General features: G+C 53.7%; 17 protein-coding genes. 11 read left to right on the top strand and 6 right to left on the bottom strand.

Annotated features, from left to right (window positions below; all coding sequences use genetic code 11):
• Positions 1-122: 122 nt before the first annotated feature.
• The 3 genes from HVX64_RS11905 to HVX64_RS11895 all read right to left on the bottom strand — a co-directional run bounded on the left by HVX64_RS11905 (position 123) and on the right by HVX64_RS11895 (position 3170).
• Positions 123-1511, bottom strand: a complete 1389-nt coding sequence (locus HVX64_RS11905) for a NarK family nitrate/nitrite MFS transporter (protein WP_044257919.1) — start codon at positions 1509-1511, stop codon at positions 123-125.
• Between the two features lie 216 nt (positions 1512-1727).
• Entirely contained in the window at positions 1728-2306 is a 579-nt protein-coding gene (locus tag HVX64_RS11900; protein ID WP_044257920.1) for a TetR family transcriptional regulator, read from the bottom strand.
• 66 nt (positions 2307-2372) lie between these two features.
• Positions 2373-3170 (bottom strand): IclR family transcriptional regulator C-terminal domain-containing protein, encoded by a 798-nt coding sequence (locus HVX64_RS11895; RefSeq protein WP_249418881.1) that lies wholly within the window; start codon positions 3168-3170, stop codon positions 2373-2375.
• Between the two features lie 234 nt (positions 3171-3404).
• On the opposite strand from HVX64_RS11895, the gene HVX64_RS11890 reads away from it, so the two are divergent.
• From HVX64_RS11890 to HVX64_RS11855, 8 genes are all read left to right on the top strand, one after another.
• On the top strand, positions 3405-4556 hold the full coding sequence (locus tag HVX64_RS11890; protein ID WP_225738875.1) for a muconate cycloisomerase family protein: 1152 nt from the start codon (positions 3405-3407) through the stop codon (positions 4554-4556).
• A 12-nt stretch (positions 4557-4568) separates the two neighbouring features.
• Positions 4569-4859 carry a muconolactone Delta-isomerase gene (catC, locus tag HVX64_RS11885; RefSeq protein WP_044257925.1) on the top strand — a complete coding sequence of 97 codons (291 nt, stop codon included), beginning with the start codon at positions 4569-4571 and terminating at the stop codon, positions 4857-4859.
• A 65-nt stretch (positions 4860-4924) separates the two neighbouring features.
• A complete protein-coding gene (gene catA / locus HVX64_RS11880) occupies positions 4925-5851 on the top strand; it encodes a catechol 1,2-dioxygenase (RefSeq protein ID WP_043000681.1) in 927 nt (308 codons plus the stop codon).
• Between the two features lie 122 nt (positions 5852-5973).
• Positions 5974-7362, top strand: a complete 1389-nt coding sequence (locus HVX64_RS11875; RefSeq protein ID WP_044257926.1) for a Rieske 2Fe-2S domain-containing protein — start codon at positions 5974-5976, stop codon at positions 7360-7362.
• Entirely contained in the window at positions 7356-7841 is a 486-nt protein-coding gene (benB, locus tag HVX64_RS11870) for a benzoate 1,2-dioxygenase small subunit (protein ID WP_043000683.1), read from the top strand. The genes HVX64_RS11875 and benB overlap by 7 nt, the downstream gene beginning before the upstream one ends.
• A 9-nt stretch (positions 7842-7850) precedes the next feature.
• Positions 7851-8867 carry a benzoate 1,2-dioxygenase electron transfer component BenC gene (benC, locus tag HVX64_RS11865; RefSeq protein ID WP_044257928.1) on the top strand — a complete coding sequence of 339 codons (1017 nt, stop codon included), beginning with the start codon at positions 7851-7853 and terminating at the stop codon, positions 8865-8867.
• Positions 8868-8876: 9 nt separating this feature from the next.
• Positions 8877-9650 carry a 1,6-dihydroxycyclohexa-2,4-diene-1-carboxylate dehydrogenase gene (locus HVX64_RS11860; RefSeq protein WP_043000685.1) on the top strand — a complete coding sequence of 258 codons (774 nt, stop codon included), beginning with the start codon at positions 8877-8879 and terminating at the stop codon, positions 9648-9650.
• 211 nt (positions 9651-9861) lie between these two features.
• Complete coding sequence (locus HVX64_RS11855; protein ID WP_090050119.1) at positions 9862-11349, top strand: MFS transporter; 1488 nt, start codon at positions 9862-9864, stop codon at positions 11347-11349.
• A 1-nt stretch (position 11350) separates the two neighbouring features.
• Here HVX64_RS11855 and HVX64_RS11850 read toward each other — a convergent pair whose 3' ends face one another.
• The 3 genes from HVX64_RS11850 to yddG form a co-directional block, all read right to left on the bottom strand.
• Positions 11351-11671, bottom strand: a complete 321-nt coding sequence (locus HVX64_RS11850) for a GFA family protein (protein ID WP_229233665.1) — start codon at positions 11669-11671, stop codon at positions 11351-11353.
• Between the two features lie 207 nt (positions 11672-11878).
• Positions 11879-12955, bottom strand: coding sequence for a porin OmpC (gene ompC, locus HVX64_RS11845; RefSeq protein ID WP_044257932.1), 1077 nt, complete (start codon positions 12953-12955; stop codon positions 11879-11881).
• Positions 12956-13501: 546 nt separating this feature from the next.
• Positions 13502-14383 carry an aromatic amino acid efflux DMT transporter YddG gene (gene yddG / locus HVX64_RS11840; RefSeq protein WP_044257934.1) on the bottom strand — a complete coding sequence of 294 codons (882 nt, stop codon included), beginning with the start codon at positions 14381-14383 and terminating at the stop codon, positions 13502-13504.
• A gap of 235 nt (positions 14384-14618) precedes the next feature.
• Here yddG and fdnG point away from each other — a divergent pair, with 235 nt between their 5' ends.
• Genes fdnG through fdnI form a run of 3 tightly spaced genes read left to right on the top strand, consistent with a single transcriptional unit; the run spans position 14619 to position 19213 of the window.
• Positions 14619-17666, top strand: a complete 3048-nt coding sequence (gene fdnG / locus HVX64_RS11835) for a formate dehydrogenase-N subunit alpha (RefSeq protein WP_156135250.1) — start codon at positions 14619-14621, stop codon at positions 17664-17666.
• A 13-nt stretch (positions 17667-17679) separates the two neighbouring features.
• Entirely contained in the window at positions 17680-18564 is an 885-nt protein-coding gene (gene fdxH, locus HVX64_RS11830; RefSeq protein ID WP_043000690.1) for a formate dehydrogenase subunit beta, read from the top strand.
• The gene (gene fdnI, locus HVX64_RS11825; protein WP_043000691.1) at positions 18557-19213 is read left to right on the top strand and encodes a formate dehydrogenase-N subunit gamma; all 657 of its coding nucleotides are present in this window, start codon (positions 18557-18559) and stop codon (positions 19211-19213) included. Before fdxH ends, fdnI begins: the two co-directional genes overlap by 8 nt.
• Positions 19214-19311: the final 98 nt, after the last annotated feature.

Below are 19311 nucleotides of genomic sequence, written 5' to 3'. Positions count from 1 at the left end.
TTGTAGGCCGGATAAGTCCTGGAGACCTGATAAGACGCCGCGGCGTCGCTATCAGGCGTAAAATTCTTGCCGGATAGGCGCAAGCGCCTTATCCGACCTACAAAACATCGGTGAATATGTTGTTACTTTTGCTTCGGTTTACGGCGGCCATAGACCAGCCAGGTCACCAGCACGCAGACGATGTAAAACACCAGAAAGATTTTCATGGCACCGACGGGAGAACCGGTCATCGCCAGTGAACTGCCGAAGGCCTTAGGAATGAAGAAGCCGCCGACGGCGCCAATAGCGGAAATAAAGCCCAGCGCGGCGGCGGTGTCGGTCACCGCTTCACGCTGTGCCTGTTCGTCACTGCCACCACGCAGTTTCACCCTGTAGATGGTGAGCTGGCGGAAGATGACGGCGATCATCTGGAAGGTAGAGCCGCTGCCCAGACCGGCGGTCAGGAACAGCCCCATAAAGACCAGATAGAAGGCAATAAAGCTGCCGGAACCGGAGCCGGGAAGCGTCAGGAAGAGCAGGGCCGAGAACAGCGCCATAAAGATGAAGTTAATCAGCGTCACCCGGACGCCGCCGAACTTATCAGAGATGACACCACCTGCAGAACGCGCCAGCGCGCCGATAAACGGGCCAAAAAACGCCAGATTGAGGATGTTCACGTCAGGGAACTGCGTCTTCGCCAGCATGGCAAAACCCGCGGAAAAGCCGATGAACGATCCGAATGTGGCCAGATAGAGCAGGCTCAACAGCCAGAGGTGAAAGCGCTTGAGCACCGGTAACTGAGACGCAATAGAGGCTTTGGAACTGGCAATATCATTGGTGCCAACCCAGGCGGCAATCGTGGCAATCGCCAGCAGCGGCACCCAGATCCAGGCGGCGTTTGCCAGTGAGAGCAGTGACCCATCGGGTTGCGGTACGCCCTGAACGCCGAGGAAGGCGAAGATCGGCAGAAAGATCACCAGCGGCGCGACGAGTTGCATCACGCTGACGCCGAGATTACCCAGTCCACCGTTCACTCCCAGCGCGCTGCCTTGTTTCGATTTTGGGAAAAAGAAGCTGATGTTGCCCATGCTGGAAGCAAAATTTGCGCCAGCAAAACCGCATAGCAGCGCGATAATGATAAATACCTCGAAAGGGGTGGTGGTATTTTGCACCGCAAAGCCGAGCCAGACGCAAGGAATAATCAGGATTGCGGTACTAAACACCGTCCAACGGCGTCCGCCAAATATAGGTACCATAAAGGAGTAGGGAACACGTAATATTGCACCAGAAAGAGAAGGTAATGCGGTTAATAAAAAGAGTTGATCGGTGGTGAAATTAAAACCAATTTTATTAAGATTGACGGCAACGGCACTAAATAACATCCAGACGCAGAAGGCGAGTAAAAGGCAAGCGACTGAGATACAAAGGTTTCTTCGCGCTATGTGCTTTCCTTTATTTTCCCAAAATGCAGGATTTTCCGGCTTCCAGTCACTCAAAAGATAACGATTATTTTTCTCATTTTGTCGTGCCATATTACCCCTCACATGCACAGATCGTTCATAAAAAAATAAGAAATAGTCTGCGTAAAAGGGCGCTATACGCCCTTTTTAGAATTTATTAATGCTTTTAGGAATATTGATGAAAGGATAGATAAGAATGCGCAACCACGCAGAGCGAAGGGGGAATAACAGGTTGCTTAAGTGTTACCAAATGTAAATAAAAAGTATAAGTGATTAACATTCATTCGTTCAGGAAAAAAGCTCCAGCTCAATCATGCGATCAAGATGGCGATCAAACGCCGGATCGGCCATCTCTTGAATGCCGAGAACGTACATGCCATCAAGGCCACAGACCAGTGCAATCAGGCGCCAGGCGATGTCGGCAGGGTCGGAGGCGAGGGTGAACTCTCCGGCGGCGAGTCCGCTTTCGATAATTGCGACCGTTTCCTCGTGCCACATGCGCATGGTGAGGAGATAAGCGCTTTTGATTTCCGGGTCTTTATCCGCAAGGATCTGCGCTTCGCGCCAGAGCTTAATGTAGGGCTCGAATCCGCGATCATCACTGCCCAGCGCGGCGTGCAGACGTGTGCGCCAGGTGGCATCTTCCGCGACCAGTTCCGCATCCAGCAAGGTGCGAATCAGACGAACAAAAGCCTGTGATTTCAGTTCGCCAGCGGAGGTGAAATGGTGGTGGACTTGCCCGGTGGCCACTTTTGCTTCTGTGGCTATCCGTCGGACGGTCATGGCCGAAAAACCGTCTTCGAGCGCCACGCGCATGGCGGCCTGCAATATCACTTCGCGACGCTCATCTTTGTTCAGATAGCTCATATCCCCTCCATTCTTTGCGGAGAGGCAGTGTATCAACAAGCTGGACAACCGTTCAATTGTTACACGCTACAACTGAAGCGAGAGTTCCATCGCGGAACGACGCAGGGGGGCCAGCGCTTTTTCCTTCAACGCGGCGGCGCTCATTGATGACGCCGGCACCCCGACATTGAGGGCCGCCACCACGTTGCCACTGCGGGAAAGCAGCGGAACGGCCAGGGAACAGAGTCCAACTTCGATCTGTCGGTCAGCCAATGCGTAACCCTGGATACGTACCCGGGCGATCTCTTCCCGCAGCGCCGTCAGGTCGCAAATCGTATGCGGGGTATAGCGGAGGAGCTGAGCGCGTGACAATGTCACTTCTAACTGTTCTTCGGGAAGCGCGCTAAGCAGCACGCGACCCATCGACGTGGCCCATGCGGGCAGACGGCTACCGCGTCCAATGTCGACGCTGAGCAGGTTATTCACCGCCGCGCGGGCGATATACAGTACGTTATCGCCATCAAGCGTGGCAGCAGAACAGGATTCGCCGAGTGATTTACCCAGATTATCCAGCGCGGCCTGCGCCACTTTTGCCAGCGGCGTACCGGCGAGATAGGCGTGACCCACGGCCAGTAAGCGTGGCAGCAGTTCATAACTGCGGCCGTCGGGACTGTGCACCATACCCAGTGCCGCCAGGGTATAGAGACAGCGACGCACAGCCGCACGGGAAATCTGCGTTTTCTGGCTGAGTTGTGAAATCGTCAGGCGCTGACGTTGAGGAGTAAACGCATTCAGGACTTCCAGACCCCGCGCCAGGGACAGCATAAAATTAGGGTCAGACTTAGCCGGCGGGCTATTGATAACTATCTGATTTTTATCGCTCATTGAGTCCTTCTCCTGTGCAACGCAAATCTTAAACCGCATCAACTATACCGCGCGAATGAACGCGAGCCCGGGAATATCCCCATTTTCCCACCGGGATCACACTATTAACCTCAACGTAACAATCACGCCGATAATCGCACAACATTTCGATTATCGCCGTTGACCACCTCCATAGCACACACCTATTGTCAAAAGCATCGTCACCGTGGGTTATCACCGGTGGCACGAAAAGTAATGATATTTATGCTCAGGAAGAAACGAATGACTGCGACCGTTGAACATATTGAAAGCTGGGTGGTTGATGTCCCGACGATTCGGCCTCACAAACTTTCCATGACCACGATGGGGTGCCAGACGCTGGTGATTGTCCGAATCACACGTTCAGACGGGATCTGCGGCATTGGCGAAGCCACTACTATTGGTGGTCTGAGCTATGGGGTGGAAAGTCCGGAGGCGATTCAGTCCGCGATTACGCACTATTTCACACCTCTGTTGAAAGGCCAGCCTGCCGGGAATCTGAATGCGCTGACGTCGCGTATTCGCAGTGCAATCAAAGGCAACACCTTTGCCAAATCGGCTATTGAAACCGCGCTGCTGGATGCCCAGGGAAAAGCGTTAGGACTGCCGGTTTCCGCACTGCTGGGCGGCGCGCTGAATACCGTCCTGCCGGTCTTATGGACGCTCGCCAGCGGCAACACGGACAACGATATTGCCGAGGGACAGCGGCTGCTGGATGCCGGGCGGCATCGGGCATTTAAGCTGAAGATCGGCGCCCGGGAGCTGGAAACCGACCTGCGTCATACCCGTGCCATTGTGGAAGCGCTGGGGGATCGCGCCAGCATCCGTGTTGACGTCAACCAGGCGTGGGATGCCACTTCAGCGGCAAAAGGATGCCGGGAACTGGCGGCCATGGGCGTTGACCTGATTGAGCAACCGGTGAGCGCCGAAGACAACAATGCGCTGGTTCGCCTGAGTCATCGCAGTGACGCGGCAATCCTGGCGGATGAATCCGTTGCCAGCCATTTCGACGGTTATCGTCTGGCGCAGCAGGGGTTCAGCGGCGCCTATGCGCTGAAGATTGCCAAAGCCGGTGGACCGGCCAGCGTGCTGAAACTGGCGCACGTTGCACAGGCGGCAGGAATCGGACTGTACGGCGGCACGATGCTCGAAGGTACCGTGGGTACGGTGGCATCACTGCATGCATGGTCAACTCTGCCGTTGCAGTGGGGCACAGAGATGTTTGGTCCGCTGCTGTTAAAAGATGACATCGTCAGCCTTCCGCTCTCCTTCGCCGATGGTTGTGTCACGCTACCGCAAGCACCGGGACTGGGAGTCGAACTGGATGAGGAAAAACTGCAGTTTTATGCCCGCAAGCGTCGGGAATAACAGGAGAGACAAATGTTATTTAAAGTGGATATGACCGTGAATATTCCTTACGGAATGCCGGCGAATGAAATTGAAGAAATTAAATCACGGGAAAAAGCCTATTCCCAACAGTTACAACGAGACGGTAAATGGCGACATATCTGGCGCGTTGCAGGGCAGTACGCCAATGTCAGTATCTTTGATGTCGATGATCCCGAAGAATTACACCGGATATTAATGGCACTGCCGTTATATCCATTCATGGATATTCGTATCGAAGCGCTGTGCCGCCATCCATCGTCTATTCAGAATAACGACCGATAATATCAGTACCGCATGCCGGAAATGATCCGGCATAACCCTACAGAAAATAATAAGCGAGACGCATTATGAGCCATTCTTTTATCCAACAAGATGACGTACAGAAATTATTGCGTGAAGGTGCCGGATTAAATGGGCCGGAAGGGAATGAACGTTTTAAATCGATTATTCATCGCCTGCTCGGTGATATTTGTACCCTTATTGATGATTATAATGTCACGCAGGAAGAATTCTGGCATGCGGTGAATTATCTGCATGAACTGGGCGGACGTCAGGAAGCGGCCCTGCTTGCTGCCGGTCTGGGTCTGGAACACTTCCTCGATCTGCGCCAGGAAGCGATCGAATCCCGCCAGTCATCAGAGACCGGTACCCCGCGTACCATCGAAGGGCCATTGTATGTGGCTAACGCACCGCTGGCTGATGGCTATGCCCGGATGGATGACGGCAAAGATGCTGGCGAAGTGATGTGGTTGCACGGTCAGGTCAAGGACGTACACGGACAACCGGTGGCCGGGGCGATTGTCGATATCTGGCATGCCAACACGCTGGGCAATTACTCTTTCTTCGATCAGAGCCAGAGCGACTACAACCTGCGCCGTCGCATTCGTACCGACGCTGAAGGGCGCTACAGCGTGCGCAGTATTCTGCCTTCGGGTTACGGTTGCCCGCCGGACGGCCCGACGCAGAAATTGCTCAATCAACTGGGCCGCCACGGCAACCGCCCGGCGCACATCCACTTCTTTGTCTCTGCGCCGGGCTTTAAGCACCTGACCAGTCAGATCAACCTGAACGGTGACCAGTATCTGTGGGATGATTTCGCCTTCGCTACCCGTGATGGTCTGATTGCCGACCCGGTGAAAATCAGCGATCCGGCGTTGATTCAGCAACGCGACCTTGCCGGTGAACATACAGAAGTCTGTTTCGACTTTACGCTGTGCGCGGCGCAACGTGCTGAAGAAGAGCAACGAATTACCCGACTGCGCGCTCAGGAATAATACGCGACGCCTGTCTGACCCATACCGTTTTATACCCTACATAATTTGAGCGCAGCCAACACAACTGCCACTTGAAGTATGACGGGTATATACATCCTGAATTATGCAGGAGGGATACACTCATGCAAAAAACGCTCTCGGCATTAAAAGATAAAATCACGCAGGCTCTGATTGTGGATCGTGATAATCATATTTATCGTTGCCATCGTTCTATATTTACCGATGAGCAGTTATTTAATCTGGAACTCAAACATATCTTCGAAGGGAACTGGGTATTTCTGGCGCATGAAAGTCAGATCCCGGAACCCGGTGATTATTTTACGCTGACCCTGGGACGTCAACCGGTCATAATTACCCGCGATAAAAAGAACGAACTGCATGCGCTTATTAATAGCTGTGCGCATCGTGGCGCGATGTTATGTCGACGAAAGACGGGAAATAAAAACTCCTTTACCTGTCCGTTTCACGGCTGGACCTTCAGTAATAACGGCAAACTGTTGAAGGCGAAAGATGAAAGTACCGGTGGTTATCCGGAGACATTCAGGCATGACGGGTCGCACGATCTGAAATCGCTTCCGCGCTTTGCCTCATATCGCGGATTTCTGTTCGGTAGTCTGAGTGAAGATGTGCTGCCGCTGGAAACCTACCTCGGCGAGACCAGCAAAATTATCGATCTGATGGTCGATCAGGCTCCCGAGGGGCTGGAAGTCCTGAAAGGTTCGTCCAGCTATGTCTATGAAGGCAACTGGAAACTGGGGGCGGAAAACGGGGCCGACGGCTATCACGTCAGCGTGGTGCACTGGAATTATGCCTCAACCATGTCGCGCCGTAATTACGAAGCGGAAGGCACGCGGGCGGTGGATGCCAACGGCTGGTCTAAGAGTCTCGGCGGTGGCTACGGGTTTGAACACGGTCATATGCTGCTGTGGACGCGGGCGATGAACCCTGAAGTCCGCCCGGTTTACGATCATCGTGAGCGGTTAAAGGCGGAATTTGGTGAAAATCGCGCCGACCAGATGGTCAATGAGACACGGAATTTGTGTCTCTATCCCAACGTGTACCTGATGGATCAGTTTTCCACGCAGATCCGCGTGATTCGCCCCATCGCGGTCGATAAAACCGAAGTGACGATCTGGTGCTTTGCGCCTAAAGGCGAATCTGACCAGGCTCGCGCGCTACGCATTCGCCAGTATGAGGATTTCTTTAACGTCAGTGGGATGGGAACCCCCGACGATCTGGAAGAGTTCAGCGCCTGCCAGCGCGGCTATCTGGGAGAAAATCTGGCGTGGAGCGATCTCAGTCGCGGCGCGCTGCACTGGGTAGATGGTCCGGATGAACATGCGCAACAGGCAGGATTCAGACCGCTGTTGAGTGGTGTGAAGTCCGAAGATGAGGCGCTCTACATCGCTCATCATCATCACTGGCAAAACCTGATGCTCGCGGCGGTGGAAAAAGAACAGCAGCAATATGAACAGTCGATTACGCAACGCGTGGAGGTGGGCGGATGTTAACGCTTGAACAGGTTCGCCAGTTTCTCTACTACGAAGCGCGGTTGCTGGACGATCGCCAGTGGGACGCGTGGCTCAACTGCTATAGCCCGAAGGTAGTCTTCTGGATGCCCGCCTGGGGCGATGATGATAAAACCACCCGCGACCCACAGCGGGAGATTTCGCTTATCTATTATCCCAATCGGGACGGACTGGAAGATCGGGTGTACCGCATCAAAACCGAACGTTCCGGCGCCAGCACCCCGGAGCCGCGTACCACGCATATGATCAGCAACGTCGAACTGCTGGGCGAGAAAGAAGGCGGCATCGAGGTGCGCTACAACTGGGTCACTTACAGCCACCGTTATCAGCATACCGATGCCTACTTCGGCACCACACACTGCACGCTGGTTGAACAGGACGGCCAGCCGCAAATCACGCGGAAAACCGTGCGACTCAATAACGACTATATCCGTCAGGTGATTGACGTTTACCATATTTAAGAGGTGCTTATGAGTTTTACAATTGCCCTCAATTTTGAGGACGGCATCACCCGTTTTATTCAATGCAACGCCGGTGAAAAGGTACTGGATGCCGCTTACCGGCAGAAGGTGAACCTGCCGATGGATTGCTCCGACGGCGTTTGCGGCACCTGTAAATGCCACTGCGCCAGCGGCGATTACGCGCTGGGAGAGGACTTTCTGGAAGAGGCGCTGAGCGAGGATGAAGCCACTGCACGACAGGTGCTGACCTGCCAGATGATTCCCGCCAGCGACTGTGTCATTGACGTGCCGGTCGCTGCGGCACAGTGTAAAACCAGCATCACGACGACGCATGCAGATGTGCTGGCGATCAATGCGCTCTCTGACACCGCGATTGAACTGGTCGTACGCCCGGATACCGCGCTCCATTTTCTCTCCGGGCAGTACATCAACATTCAGGTTCCGGGGACGACGCAGCAGCGTGCCTACTCATTCAGTTCGCTGCCGGGCAGTAACGAAGGACGCTTTCTGATCCGTAATGTGCCCGGTGGGTTGATGAGTCAGTGGCTGACCCAGCGCGGACAACCCGGTGATACCGTTACGCTTAGCGGTCCGATGGGCAGTTTTTATCTGCGCCACGGCGAACGCCCGGTGCTGATGCTGGCTGGCGGTACCGGACTGGCCCCGATGCTGTCCATGCTGGAAACGCTCGCTGCGCAGGGGAGCCAGCGTCAGATCTCGTTACTGTATGGCGTGACCTATGATGTCGACCTGGTCAAAACCGACGCGCTGGACGCCTTTCAGCAGAAACTGGCTGACTTCCGCTGGTTACCGGTTGTCGCTGACGCGCAAAGTGGTTGTCCACAGCGCGGGTTTGTCACCGATCATCTTAGCGAGGCGATGCTCAATCAGGGCGATGTGGATATTTATCTTTGTGGTCCGCCGCCGATGGTCAATGCCATCACCACGGCGTTACGCGAGCGAGGCATTACGCCAGCCGGATTCTGGTACGAAAAATTTATCGCCAGCCAGAGTGCGGCGGCGTAAGGAGCCTCTATGCGATTTAACGATAAAGTTGTGGCCATTACCGGCGCGGCGCAGGGGATTGGTCGCCAGACCGCTATTCAGGCCGCGCAAGAAGGGGCGCGGCTGTTGCTTATCGATCGTTCCCGCCATGTCCATGAACTGGCGGCAACGCTGGCGTCGGGTGGGTGTCAGGTGCTGGCGCTGGAAGCGGACCTGGAACAATGGGAAAGCACCGAACAGGTTTTTGCCGCAGGCGTCGCACATTTTGGACAACTGGACGTGCTGGTCAATAACGTCGGCGGGACTATCTGGGCCCGACCGTTTGCCGAATACCAGCCGGATCAGATTGAGAAAGAGATCCGTCGTTCGCTGTTTCCGACACTGTGGGGCTGCCGCGCAGCGCTCCCGTGGATGCTGAAACAGGGGCGCGGCAGTATTGTGAATATCTCTTCTGTTGCCACAGGCGGGGTAAACCGCGTGCCATATTCAGCCGCGAAGGGCGGCGTCAACGCGCTAACACGATCGATTGCAATGGAATACAGCGGCTGCGGTATTCGCATCAATGCGGTGGCACCCGGAGGGACCGACGCCCCGGCGCGTCTCGTTCCGCGTAATGACGAAACGCCGTCCGCCCAGGAGCAGGCGTGGTATCAGCAGGTGATTGATCAGACCATCGACAGCAGTCTGATGCACCGCTATGGCACGCTGGCGGAGCAGGCGAATGCGATCCTGTTCCTCGCCAGCGATGACGCCAGCTATATTACCGGCATCATCTTACCGGTTGCCGGAGGCGATCTCGGCTGATGTTGTTCTACCCGTAAGCCGACACGGGAGGTCGGCTTGCTGTTTTATTCCGCTGGATTGCCATCATTCACCGACGTCAAAATCATTCACAGATTCAATAACCCTCATCTTCGATAATCACGTAGCTGAACAAAAAGTTGGACATACGTTCAATTTTCCGTAGGATCGTGGAAGCTGGACATGTGTCCAGTTTGTATTTACAGGGAGCTTTATGTTTCGTCAGTGGTTAACGTTAGTGATTATTGTGCTGGTCTACATTCCTGTTGCGATTGATGCAACGGTGCTGCACGTTGCCGCACCCACGCTGAGTATGACGCTGGGTGCCAGTGGCAACGAGCTGTTGTGGATCATTGATATTTACTCGCTGGTGATGGCAGGGATGGTACTACCGATGGGCGCGCTCGGCGATCGCATCGGCTTTAAGCGCCTGCTGATCCTCGGCGGGACGCTCTTCGGTCTCGCATCACTGGCTGCCGCCTTTGCCCACACCGCCAGCTGGCTGATCGCCACTCGGGCCATTCTGGCAATTGGCGCGGCGATGATCGTACCGGCGACGCTGGCCGGGATCCGCGCCACCTTCTCGCAAGCACGCCATCGCAACATGGCGCTTGGCGTCTGGGCGGCAGTGGGGTCTGGCGGGGCGGCATTCGGCCCGCTGGTCGGCGGCATGTTGCTTGAGCACTTCTATTGGGGCTCAGTGTTCTTAATCAATGTGCCGATTGTACTTGTCGTGGTGGCGCTCACTGCGCGCTATGTTCCGCGTCAGGCCGGACGTCGCGATCAGTCGCTCAATCTGGGACATGCCATTATGCTGATTGTCGCGATTTTGCTGCTGGTTTACAGTGCGAAAACGGCGCTGAAAGGGCACATAGCCACCGGCGTTATCGCGCTGGCGCTGGTGAGCGGCGCACTGTTGCTGGCGCAGTTTGTCCGCATTCAGCTGGCGGCGAGTCGTCCCATGATTGATATGCGCCTGTTCACCCATCGTATTATCTTAAGCGGCGTGGTGATGGCGATGACAGCGATGATTACACTGGTCGGTTTTGAGCTGTTAATGGCGCAGGAATTGCAGTTTGTTCATGGCTTAACGCCGTATCAGGCTGGATTGTTTATGCTGCCAGTGATGCTGGCCAGTGGGTTTAGCGGCCCGATTGCCGGGATGCTGGTATCACGACTGGGGCTGCGGAAAGTGGCAACCGGCGGAATGGCGCTAAGCGCATTGAGTTTCTATGGCCTGGCGGCAACGGATTTCAGTACCCAGCAAATTCAGGCCTGGATGTTAATGGCGCTACTGGGATTCAGTGCCGCCAGCGCGCTGTTGGCCTCAACGGCGGCGATCATGGCGGCGGCGCCAGCCGAGAAAGCGGCAGCGGCCGGGGCGATCGAAACGATGGCCTACGAGCTGGGGGCGGGGCTGGGAATTGCTATCTTTGGTCTGTTGCTCAGCCGCAGTTTCTCTGCGTCGATTGTGCTGCCTGATGGTCTGAACGCCGGAGAAATGGAACGTGCCTCGTCTTCAATGGGTGAAGCGGTACAACTGGCGCAGTCGCTTCCCTCGGCATTGGCGGATCCTGTTCTGCTGGCCGCGAAGCAGGCTTTTACCTGGTCGCATAGCGTGGCATTAAGCAGCGCCGGGAGCATGCTGATTTTGCTGGCAGTCGGCATGTGGTTCAGTCTGGCGAAGGCCGCACGCGAGTAACTCAGTAGGTGAACTGGCAGCGGTTGTCCAGTTCTTCCACTTCCTTGCCGCTCAGACGAGCGTACTGACCTGTAAGCCGCCAGAATGCGGGTTGCGTTTCGGTATAAATCTCAGCGGCGAGGATCAGACGACGACGATCGACCTCGTTAAATTCGAGCAACGTCCAGGGAATGAAGTAGCGCTCAGTGTCGGTCAACTTGATCCACAACGGACATCCACAGCCGGAACAAAAATACCGTTCCCCGCGTGGCGACGATGCAAAGTGCGCCGGGTCGGATGCATCGGCATCCATCATCGGCTGCCCACAGGCTTCCAGATACATCGCGATCCCACCGGACCATTTCTGGCAAATCGTACAGTGACAGGCGTAGACATCGAGGGATTCGAGGTCGACGGTGAAATGGCTCTGCCCGCAGAGACAACGTCCTGTATAGGTTTGCACGGCATTCTCCTTATGACCGATTCGATTTCGGGGGAAAAAAAACCAGCCCATCGTGGGCTGGCTTTTGTACAGCTCAATTCTAAAAAATTAGAACTGATAGGTCAGGCCAACGGCAACGATGTCGTCAGTGCCTACACCAGCAGCACGAGTAAAGTTGCTTTCGTCGATCAGGTTGATTTTGTAATCAACATAAGTAGACATGTTTTTGTTGAAGTAGTAGGTTGCGCCAACATCAACGTATTCAACCAGATCCTGGTCGCCCCATGCACCCAGGTCTTTACCTTTGGATTTCAGGTAAGCCAGGGACGGACGCAGACCGAAGTCGAACTGATACTGAGCAACAACTTCAAAGTTCTGAGTTTTGTTCGCGATGTGATCATCACCGAACGGCGTCATGTTACGAGTTTCAGAGTAGGTAGTTGCCAGGTAGATGTTGTTTGCATCATATTTCAGGCCAGCAGCCCACACTTCAGCGTTGTCGCCGGAAGCATTCAGGCTGTTGTTACCGTAAGCAACCTGGTCATCAGTACGGTCAGATTTCGCATAAGCGGCGCTTGCTGCAAAACCTTCGTACTCATAGCTGGTGGACAGACCGAAGCCGTCACCGTTCGCTTTAACTTCGTCGCCACGATCGTTTTTACCCTGATACTGCAGGGCAAAGTTCCAGCCTTCAACCAGACCGAAGAAGTCGGTGTTACGGTAGGTTGCAACGCCAGTGGTACGGGCAGTCATGAAGTTGTCAGTCTGGGTCCAGGTGTCACCACCGAACTCAGGCAGAACGTCGGTCCATGCGCCAACGTCGTAAGCAACGCCATAGTTACGGCCGTAATCGAAAGAGCCGAACTCAGCAAATTTCAGACCAGCAAACGCCAGACGAGTTTTGTTGCCTTTGTTGCCATTCGCTTCGTCGTTGTTGCCTTTGAATTCATATTCCCACTGGCCGAAACCGGTCAGCTGATCGTTAATCTGCGTTTCACCTTTGAAACCCAGACGTGCATAAGTTTTGTCGCCATCATCGCCGTCATTGTCGGAGAAATAGTGCAGAGCGGTAACTTTACCGTACAGATCCAGTTTGTTGCCGTCTTTGTTATACACTTCTGCCGCATTCACGACGCCTGCTGCCAACAGGCTAGTCACTGCCACTGCAACTAATTTAAGTTTCATTGTTAACAATCCTTATAATTTTCTTGGTGTGATTCCTGAACCATTGTCGATCGAATCATTTAATCAATGGCAAGCTATTTTTAAATTACGCAGCAGTATCAATTCAATAATAAGTTTCATGTAATTGCAGATTATTTCCATTTGTGTGATCCAGATCGCCTTAAGTCAAATCTGAGTCGCAGATATTCTTAGAAATTACCTTTCATGAAATATTTTCACAGGGGACTATATACGCGGAATTGGTTATTAATTGAGTTAGTTAACAATGTGTACTATATACGGGTTAATAATTGTCAAACAATGTAACCCACTGATTTATTAGCGTCTTGTTAGCATAAATTTAACATAAAGTTAAAGAGTTAACGCTCTTACTAAAGATGAAATAAATAAATCCGATTCCATTGATTAATACAGTTATGGTTGAGTGGTCAGAAAAATCAAATAAGAATTTTCTAACAAAAGATGAATATCCTAAAAATAAACGAGTGACAATTTGTCGTGCGAAGGTGAAGTCCGGGCCAGAAAGCGTACCAACCCGGTAGAGTGTTATGCGCGGCGTGTGGCCCACCAGCAGAGCAGAGAACCGATGCAGACCATAATGGCTCCCTGCCAGAAAGAGAACGATAGCGGGGCGCTCAGCAGCACGGCTGCCAGCGCAGATGACAGCACCGGTGTGAAATACGAACCAACCGCCATGATGGTGACATTCCCGTGCAAAATTCCCACGTTCCAGGCCGCATAGGCAAAGCCCAATGTCAGGGCGGCAGAGACCAGTTTTATCACCACCGGTGTACTGAACACCATTTCAGGTTGCGGCGTCAGAAAATAGTGGACCCACAAACTGAGTGCGGTCAGTAAAACAAAAACTGTGATGCCATTAAATCCACGCGCATATTTATTGGTTACGGTACAGTAGGTCGCCCAGATAAATGCCCCAAGAAAGGCGAGAAAATAGCTCAATGGACTGCTGGTGATATTGCTGATAATTTCCCCTGGATTCAGACCATTTTCGCCCCCCAGCACCCAACAAATACCGGTTATCGCGAGCAGTAATCCAGGAACGATTATCCAGCTGGTTTTTTGACCATTAAACAAAATCGCGAATAAAATAGTCAGACTTGGCCATAAATAATTAACCATACCGACCTCAATCGCCTGATGACGTGTGGCGGCATAGCCCAACGATAACGCCAGACATATTTCATAACTGACAAACAGCACGCTACCGGCGATTAAATAACCAACAGGAAAACGACGGATAGTGGGAAATCCCACGGTAAATATCAGTAACAGTCCACTTAATGAATAAATTGCCGCCGCACCGCCGACTGGCCCAAGTCCTTCACTGACGCCGCGAATCAGACCTACCATGGTGCTCCACAGCACAATGGCTATAAGTCCAATCAGCGTTGCTTTTTGTTTCGTCATTCCGTTTGCCGTTTCCCATGCCTTATCTAAAAAGAAGTCGAAATATATAGCACTTTTTTAGCGAAATTATCCAGGTGAATCCAAAGAGGGGTTACCACCTTAGTGGTATACAAAACCGACAATTGGGGCTATTTAGTAGCGGAACCGTTTCGTTATTGATTTGACTCAAAAAAAATATGGGTATTGCTGTTAGTTTCCTCGGCGACATGACAACTCTGGAAAAAGAGGGAAAGCAATGAACGTCAGCCGCAGAAAGTTTTTTAAAATCTGCGCGGGCGGTATGGCTGGAACAACGGTTGCTGCGCTGGGATTTACGCCCAAAATGGCACTGGCTCAATCGCGAAATTATAAACTGTTGCGCGCGAAAGAGATCCGAAACACCTGCACATACTGTTCCGTAGGTTGCGGGCTATTAATGTATAGCCTGGGAGATGGAGCAAAAAACGCCAAAGAAGCGCTTTATCATATTGAAGGTGATCCGGATCATCCGGTCAGCCGTGGCGCATTGTGTCCGAAGGGCGCCGGTCTGCTGGATTACATTCATAGCGAAAACCGTCTGCGCTACCCGGAATACCGTGCACCCGGCTCCGACAAATGGCAACGCATTAGCTGGGATGATGCACTGACCCGCATTGCAAAACTGATGAAAGCCGACCGCGACGCCAACTTTATCGAGAAAAATGAACAGGGCGTAACGGTAAACCGCTGGCTTTCCACGGGGATGCTCTGCGCCTCCGCCGCCAGTAATGAAACCGGCATGCTGACGCAAAAATTTGTGCGCTCACTCGGCATGCTGGCAGTAGACAACCAGGCGCGCGTCTGACACGGACCAACGGTAGCAAGTCTTGCTCCAACATTTGGTCGCGGTGCGATGACCAACCACTGGGTTGATATCAAAAACGCCAACGTCGTGATGGTGATGGGCGGTAACGCCGCTGAAGCCCATCCAGTGGGTTTCCGCTGGGCGATGGAAGCGAAGAACAACAATGACGCCACGCTGATTGTTGTCGATCCCCGTTTTACCCGTACCGCCTCGGTTGCGGATATTTATGCGCCGATTCGCTCCGGCACGGACATTACGTTCCTGTCCGGTGTGCTGCGGTATCTGATTGAAAATAACAAAATTAACGCCGAATACGTCAGGCATTACACCAACGCCAGCCTGCTGGTACGGGATGATTTTACCTTTGATGACGGTTTATTCAGCGGTTATGACGCGAAAAAACGGCAGTACGATAAGTCGTCCTGGAACTACCAGTTCGATGAAAACGGCTATGCCAAACGCGATGACACTCTGTCGCATCCGCGCTGTGTATGGAATTTGCTGAAACAGCACGTTTCCCGCTATACGCCGGACGTCGTCGAGAACATCTGCGGGACGCCGAAGGCTGACTTCCTGAAAGTGTGTGACGTGCTGGCCTCCACCAGTGCGGCGGATCGTACAACCACGTTCCTGTATGCGCTGGGCTGGACCCAACATACGGTCGGGGCGCAGAACATCCGCACGATGGCGATGATCCAGCTGTTGCTCGGCAACATGGGGATGGCCGGCGGCGGCGTGAACGCCCTGCGTGGTCACTCGAATATTCAGGGGCTGACTGACCTCGGACTGCTTTCCACCAGTCTGCCTGGTTATCTGACGCTGCCGTCGGAAAAGCAGAGCGACTGGCAGACCTGGCTGAACGCCAACACGCCGAAAGCCACGCTGGCGGATCAGGTGAACTACTGGAGCAACTATCCGAAGTTTGCCGTCAGCCTGATGAAAGCGTTCTACGGCGATGATGCGCAGAAAGAGAATGACTGGGGCTTTAACTGGTTGCCGAAATGGGATCAGGCCTACGACGTCATTAAATACTTCAACATGATGGATAGCGGGAAAGTCACCGGCTACATCTGTCAGGGCTTCAACCCGGTTGCGTCCTTCCCGGACAAAAACAAAGTGGTTCGCAGCCTGAGCAAGCTGAAGTACATGGTGGTGATCGATCCGCTGGTGACTGAAACCTCAACCTTCTGGCAGAACCACGGCGAGTCGAACGATGTCGATCCGGCGTCCATTCAGACGGAAGTGTTCCGCCTGCCATCCACCTGTTTTGCTGAAGAAGATGGCTCCATTGCCAACTCCGGACGTTGGCTACAGTGGCACTGGAAAGGTCAGGATGCACCGGGTGAAGCGCGTAACGACGGTGAAATTCTGGCCGGGCTTTTCCATCGTCTGCGCGAAATGTATCGCACAGAAGGTGGTAAAGGTGTGGAACCGCTGCTGAAAATGCGCTGGGACTACAAACAGCCGGATCACCCAGAGTCAGAAGAAGTGGCGAAAGAGAACAACGGCTACGCGTTAGCCGATCTCTATGACGCCAACGGCGTGCTGATTGCGAAGAAAGGGCAACTGCTCACCAGCTTCGCGCAACTGCGTGATGATGGTACGACCTCGTCTTCCTGCTGGATCTACACCGGTAGCTGGACGGAGAAGGGCAACCAGATGGCCAACCGCGATAATGCCGACCCATCAGGGCTGGGCAACACGTTGGGTTGGGCATGGGCATGGCCGCTGAACCGTCGCGTGCTGTATAACCGCGCTTCAGCGGATATCAACGGTAAGCCGTGGGATGCGAAACGCATGCTGATCCAGTGGGACGGGGCGAAATGGACGGGTAACGATATCCCGGACTTCAACACCGCGCCTCCGGGCAGCGCAACCGGCCCGTTTATCATGCAGCCCGAAGGACTGGGGCGCTTGTTTGCCCTTGATAAACTGGCGGAAGGCCCGTTCCCTGAACACTACGAACCAATGGAAACGCCGCTGGGTACTAACCCGCTGCATCCGAACGTGGTGTCCAGTCCGGTCGTGCGCATCTATGAAGATGACGTCTTGCGCTTAGGGAAGAAGGACGCGTTCCCGTATGTCGGAACGACCTATCGTCTGACCGAACACTTCCACACCTGGACCAAGCACGCGCTGTTGAACGCTATCGCGCAGCCGGAACAGTTTGTGGAGATCAGCGAAACGCTGGCCGCCGCCAAAGGCATTGGCAACGGTGACTACGTGAAGGTAAGCAGCAAGCGCGGATTCATTCGTGCGGTTGCGGTGGTGACACGTCGTCTGCGTACGCTGCACGTCAACGGTCAGGAGGTTGAAACCGTCGGGATCCCGCTGCACTGGGGCTTTGAAGGGGTGGCGCGTAAAGGCTATATCGCCAACACCCTGACGCCAAACGTCGGTGACTCAAACTCGCAAACGCCGGAGTACAAAGCGTTTTTAGTTAACATCGAGAAGGCGTAAGGGGGGCGAGCATATGTCTTTGGAAACGCAGGACATCATCAAACGGTCCGCAACAAACACGATTACGCCGCCACCGCAGGCGCGTGATTACAAAGCCGAGGTCGCCAAGCTCATTGACGTCTCCTCCTGTGTGGGCTGCAAAGCCTGCCAGGTGGCCTGCTCTGAGTGGAACGATATCCGTGACGAGGTAGGACATTGTGTCGGGGTGTACGACAACCCCGCCGATCTCAGCGCCAAGTCCTGGACGGTGATGCGTTTTAGCGAAACCGAACAGAACGGCAAACTGGAATGGCTGATTCGTAAAGACGGCTGCATGCACTGTGAAGATCCGGGCTGCCTGAAGGCCTGCCCGTCTGCAGGTGCAATCATCCAGTATGCCAACGGGATTGTCGATTTTCAGTCCGAGCACTGCATTGGCTGCGGCTACTGCATCGCCGGGTGTCCGTTTAATATTCCGCGCCTTAATAAAGAGGACAACCGCGTCTATAAATGTACACTCTGCGTCGATCGCGTCAGCGTGGGTCAGGAACCGGCCTGTGTCAAAACCTGTCCGACCGGGGCGATTCATTTCGGCACCAAACAAGAGATGCTGGAAATGGGCGAGCAGCGCGTCGCGAAGCTAAAAGCGCGCGGCTACGAACATGCTGGTGTCTATAACCCTCAGGGCGTTGGCGGTACGCATGTGATGTATGTCCTGCATCACGCGGATCAGCCGGAGCTCTACCACGGTTTACCGAACGAGCCGAAAGTCGACACCTCTATCAATCTGTGGAAAGGGGCGCTGAAGCCACTGGCGGCCGCCGGATTTATCGCCACCTTTGCCGGGCTGATCTATCACTACATCGGTATAGGTCCGAACAAAGAAGTGGACGATGACGAGGAGGACCATCATGAGTAAATCGAAAATGATTGTGCGCACGAAGTTCATCGATCGCGCCTGTCACTGGACGGTGGTGATTTGCTTCTTCCTGGTCGCGCTGTCGGGGATTTCATTTTTCTTCCCGACGCTGCAATGGCTGACGCAAACCTTCGGTACGCCGCAGATGGGACGCATTTTGCACCCGTTCTTTGGCGTGGCGATCTTTATCGCGCTGATGTTCATGTTTGTCCGCTTCGTTCACCACAACATCCCGGACAAGAAAGACATACCGTGGCTGAAAAACATTGTCGAAGTGCTGAAAGGCAACGAACACAAAGTGGCGGATGTCGGCAAATATAACGCCGGACAGAAGATGATGTTCTGGTCGATCATGAGCATGATTTTTGTGCTGCTGGTGACCGGCGTGATTATCTGGCGTCCGTATTTCGCGCAGTATTTCCCGATGCAGGTGGTGCGTTACAGCCTGCTGATCCACGCAGCGGCAGGGATCATTTTGATCCACGCCATCCTCATTCATATGTACATGGCATTCTGGGTGAAAGGATCGATTAAAGGGATGGTTGAAGGGAAGGTGAGTCGCCGCTGGGCGAAGAAGCACCACCCGCGCTGGTACCGTGATATCGAGAAAGCAGAAGCGAAAAAAGAGAGTGAAGAAGGGCTAAACTAATTCCTTTTTCAGCAGATGAAGGCGCTACGCAGGTAGCGCCTTTTTTTTGCCATAAAAACGTCATGATCCTGTCATTAGCTAAACGTAACGTGTTGTCT

The sequence above is a fragment of the Citrobacter sp. RHB20-C16 genome, assembly GCF_013890155.1.
Lineage (GTDB): Bacteria > Pseudomonadota > Gammaproteobacteria > Enterobacterales > Enterobacteriaceae > Citrobacter_A > Citrobacter_A amalonaticus.
Note: the sequence above shows the minus strand (reverse complement) of the source record. Positions and strands in the feature narration are given on the sequence as shown.